The sequence below is a fragment of the Pseudomonas sp. PS02303 genome, assembly GCF_029959925.1.
In the GTDB taxonomy this organism is placed as follows: domain Bacteria; phylum Pseudomonadota; class Gammaproteobacteria; order Pseudomonadales; family Pseudomonadaceae; genus Aquipseudomonas; species Aquipseudomonas mandelii.
In genome coordinates this window covers 1-4,197 of sequence record NZ_JASCOM010000374.1, presented here as the reverse complement: position 1 = coordinate 4,197, position 4,197 = coordinate 1, and the positions used below count along the sequence as shown (strand labels likewise).

Here is a 4,197-nt window from a genome sequence, read left to right as displayed (position 1 = left end):
GCCCGCGAAGGCGCTGTGCCAGCCAACATCAAAGGTGCCCGACACTCCGCCTTCGCGGGCAAGCCTCGCTCCCACAGGGGAAGCAACACCCTTCTATGCATATTCCTAAAAGTTAGTTTATTAATTTTTTATACATGTTTAGGGTATATGCACCGGACCACCGGACATTCTTGATTTTCGTTCGCCGCAACCCTCGCGGCGACTCCATGAGATGTGAGGTAGGTATGGTCCGGAACACAATCACCCCAGTGCAGATCGCCAGGGCATTGCGTGCAGCCAAGGAGCGGCACTGATGTCCAGTCTTGCAGATGCAATCGTTCAGAGTGATCTGGACATCGCCCCCCTGTTGTTGCCCGCGCAGGTCCTGCGCAACGACGCACAAGCCATCAAGGCCGCCCATGAGCTGGCGCAAGTCGCCCGCCTGCAAGCGGCCAAACGTGACCGGCAGCGCAAATTGCCATGGTCGCAAATCGAACAGTTCACCCGCAGCGGCCTGGGCAGCATTTCCATTGCGCGCGAGTACGGTGGCCCGCAGGTTTCGTTCGTCACCCTGGCCGAGGTTTTCGCGATCATTTCTGCGGCGGACCCGGCACTGGGACAGATCCCGCAGAACCAGTTCGGCATCCTGCACCTGGTACTCGGCAGCGCCACCGATGCGCAAAAAAAACAGCTGTTCAAAAGCGTGCTCGAAGGCTGGCGCATCGGCAATGCCGGGCCGGAGCGCGGCACCAAAAACACCCTCGAACTCAAAGCACGAATCACCGCTGACGGGGATGGTTTTGTCATCAGCGGGCAGAAGTTTTACTCCACCGGCGCACTGTTCGCCCATTGGGTGGCGGTCAAGGCGCTGAACGACGACGGCAAGCAAGTGTTGGCCTTCGTCCGTCGCGGCACACCGGGCCTGCGCATTGTGGATGACTGGTCAGGCTTCGGTCAGCGCACCACCGCCAGCGGCACCATTTTGCTCAACAACGTGCGGGTCGACGCCGAGCTGGTGGTAGACAACTGGAAGATCAACGACAGCCCGAACATCCAGGGTGCCGTGTCGCAACTGATTCAAGCGGCCATTGACGCCGGTATCGCTCGCGGTGCCATCGACGACGCCATCGAGTTCGTGAAAACCCGTGCCCGTCCGTGGATCGACGCCAAGGTCGAGCGGGCCAGCGACGACCTCTACGTCATCGCCGATATCGGCAAGTTGAAAATTGAACTGCACGCCGCCGAGGCACTGCTGCGCAAGGCCGGACAAGTACTCGATGAGGTCAGCGCCGCGCCACTCACTACCGAGTCCGCCGCGCGCGCGTCCATTGCCGTCGCTGAAGCAAAAGTGCTGACCACCGAGATCTCGCTGCTCGCCAGCGAAAAACTCTTCGAACTGGCCGGCAGCCGCGCGACCCTCGCCGAATTCAATCTCGACCGCCACTGGCGCAACGCCCGCGTGCACACGCTGCACGACCCGGTGCGCTGGAAATACCACGCCATCGGCAGCTATCACCTGAACGGCACGCTGCCCGCTCGCCACTCCTGGATTTAACGACCAGATCTCTGGAGAAACACATGACTCATTCTCACCACGTCGCGGTCATAACCAGCGATGAGCAAGCCCTGATCGTCGCTACCGATCTGGCCGAAGATTTCAAACGCGACAGCGCCCTGCGCGACCGCGAACGCCGTTTGCCGCACCCGGAGCTGGAAGTGTTTTCCCGCTCGGGTCTTTGGGGCATCAGCGTGCCCAAAGAATACGGCGGCGCCGGGGTTTCCAACGTGACCCTGGCCAAGGTCATCGCGCTGATTGCCCAGGCTGACGGCTCGCTCGGACAGATCCCGCAGAACCATTTCTACGCCCTCGAAGTGCTGCGCGTGAACGGCAGCGAAGAGCAGAAAAAACGCCTGTACGCCGAAGTGCTCGCCGGCCAGCGCTTCGGCAATGCCTTGGCGGAACTGGGCACCAAAACCGCCCATGACCGCGTCACCAGCCTGACCCGCGACGCTGACGGTTATCGCATCAACGGTCGCAAGTTCTACGCGACCGGCGCGATCTATGCGCAACGCATTCCGACGTCGGTGGTGGATGAAAACGGCGTGCAGCAACTGGCGTTCGTCCCCCACAACAGCAAAGGCCTGACCGTCATCGACGACTGGAGCGGTTTCGGCCAGCGCACCACCGGCAGCGGTTCGGTGGTGTTCGAAGACGTCTACGTCGCCGCCGAAGACGTCATCCCGTTTCAAAGTGCGTTCGAGCGCCCGACCACCGTTGGCCCGCTGGCACAGATTCTTCACGCCGCCATCGACACCGGCATCGCCCGCGCCGCCTATGAAGACGCCCTGCACTTCGTGCGCACCAAAACCCGACCGTGGATCGACGCCACCCATGAAAAAGCCACTGACGACCCGCTCACCCTCAAGAGTTTCGGCCACCTGAGCATTCGCCTGCACGCCGCCGAAGCCTTGCTGGAACGCTCCGGCGAATTCCTCGACAAAGCCCAGGCCAACACCAACGCCGAGACCGTCGCTGCGGCCTCGATTGCCGTTGCCGAAGCCCGCGCCATCAGCACCGACATTTCCCTCGCCGCCGGCAGCACGTTGTTTGAACTGGCCGGCAGCCAGGCAACGCTGATCGAACACGGCCTCGATCGCCACTGGCGTAACGCGCGGGTGCATACCCTGCACGACCCGGTGCGCTGGAAGTATCACGCCGTCGGCAACTACTACCTCAACGATGAAAACCCTCCGTTGCGAGGGACCATCTGATGGCCGAGGCGAGAAAGAAGATCCTGCTCAACGCGTTCAACATGAACTGCATCGGGCACATCAACCACGGCTTGTGGACGCATCCACGGGACACCTCCACCCAGTACAAAACCATTGAATACTGGACCGAACTGGCGCAGTTGCTGGAACGCGGCTTGTTCGACGGTCTGTTCATCGCCGATATCGTCGGCGTGTACGACGTCTACCAGAACTCGGTGGACGTGCCTCTGAAAGAATCGATCCAGCTGCCAGTCAACGACCCGCTGCTGCTGGTTTCAGCCATGGCGGCGGTGACGAAAAACCTCGGTTTCGGCCTCACCGCCAACCTGTCTTACGAACCGCCGTACCTGTTCGCCCGCCGCCTGTCGACGCTCGATCACCTGAGTCGCGGCCGGGTCGGCTGGAACATCGTCACCGGTTACCTCGACAGCGCCGCCAAGGCCATGGGCCTCAGCGAACAGGTCGAACACGACCGCCGTTACGACCAGGCTGATGAATACCTCGAAGTGCTCTACAAACTCTGGGAAGGCAGCTGGGAAAACGGCGCGGTGTTGAATGACCCGCAACAGCGGATCTACGCCCAACCGGAAAAAGTGCACAAGGTCGAACACAAGGGTGAGTTCTATCAGGTCGAGGGTTATCACCTCTGCGAGCCATCGCCGCAGCGCACGCCGGTGTTGTTCCAGGCCGGCAGTTCCGATCGCGGTTTGCTGTTCGCAGGGCGTCATGCCGAGTGCGTGTTCATCAGCGGGCAGAACAAACCATCGACCAAGGTTCAGGTGGATAAGGTTCGCGCCAGCGCTGTTGAAGCCGGGCGCAATCCCGAAGACATCAAGGTGTTCATGGGCTTGAACGTGATTGTCGGCGCCACCGAGGAGCTGGCCTGGGCCAAGCACGCCGAATACCTGAGTTATGCCAGCGCGGAGGCCGGCGTGGCGCATTTTTCGGCGTCGACCGGCATCGACTTCTCCGACTACGAGATCGACGAGCCGATCCAGTACGTGAAGAGCAATGCGATCCAGTCGGCGACCAAAAACCTGCAAAACAACGACTGGACCCGGCGCAAATTGCTCGATCAACACGCCCTCGGCGGCCGCTACATCACGGTGGTGGGTTCGCCTGAGCAAGTGGCGGACGAACTGGAATCGTGGATCGCCGAGACCGGGCTGGATGGCTTCAACCTGACACGGATTGTCACGCCGGAAAGCTATGTGGATTTCATTGAGCTGGTGATTCCGGAGCTGCAGCGGCGTGGGTCGTACAAAACGGCTTATGACAACGGCAGTCTGCGGGAAAAGCTGTTTCACGGCGAAGCGCATTTGCCTGAGCAACATACGGGCTCGGCGTTTCGGCGCTAAAAGCTTCGCGGGCAAGCCTCGCTCCTACAGGTATTGGTCGTTCACAAGTGTCCGGTACGGCGCTGAACCTGTAGGAGCGAGGCTTGCC

3 protein-coding genes are annotated in these 4,197 nt (G+C 61.0%); all 3 read left to right on the top strand.

What is annotated here, in order from left to right; translation table 11 throughout:
- The first annotated feature begins 292 nt into the window (after positions 1 to 292).
- Genes QMX98_RS32800 through QMX98_RS32790 form a run of 3 tightly spaced genes read left to right on the top strand, consistent with a single transcriptional unit; the run spans position 293 to position 4,109 of the window.
- Positions 293 to 1,534: an SfnB family sulfur acquisition oxidoreductase gene (locus QMX98_RS32800; protein WP_282411991.1), complete on the top strand. Its 1,242-nt coding sequence runs from the start codon at positions 293 to 295 to the stop codon at positions 1,532 to 1,534.
- Between the two features lie 23 nt (positions 1,535 to 1,557).
- Positions 1,558 to 2,751 carry an SfnB family sulfur acquisition oxidoreductase gene (locus QMX98_RS32795; protein WP_077747491.1) on the top strand — a complete coding sequence of 398 codons (1,194 nt, stop codon included), beginning with the start codon at positions 1,558 to 1,560 and terminating at the stop codon, positions 2,749 to 2,751.
- Positions 2,751 to 4,109 carry an LLM class flavin-dependent oxidoreductase gene (locus tag QMX98_RS32790; RefSeq protein WP_145309101.1) on the top strand — a complete coding sequence of 453 codons (1,359 nt, stop codon included), beginning with the start codon at positions 2,751 to 2,753 and terminating at the stop codon, positions 4,107 to 4,109. Before QMX98_RS32795 ends, QMX98_RS32790 begins: the two co-directional genes overlap by 1 nt.
- Positions 4,110 to 4,197: the final 88 nt, after the last annotated feature.

Excerpts from the sequence above, each read along its gene's own strand:
- QMX98_RS32800 (WP_282411991.1), top strand. The coding sequence starts at position 293 with ATGTCCAGTCTTGCAGATGCAATCGTTCAGAGTGATCTGGACATCGCC.
- QMX98_RS32795 (WP_077747491.1), top strand. The coding sequence starts at position 1,558 with ATGACTCATTCTCACCACGTCGCGGTCATAACCAGCGATGAGCAAGCC.
- QMX98_RS32790 (WP_145309101.1), top strand. The coding sequence starts at position 2,751 with ATGGCCGAGGCGAGAAAGAAGATCCTGCTCAACGCGTTCAACATGAAC.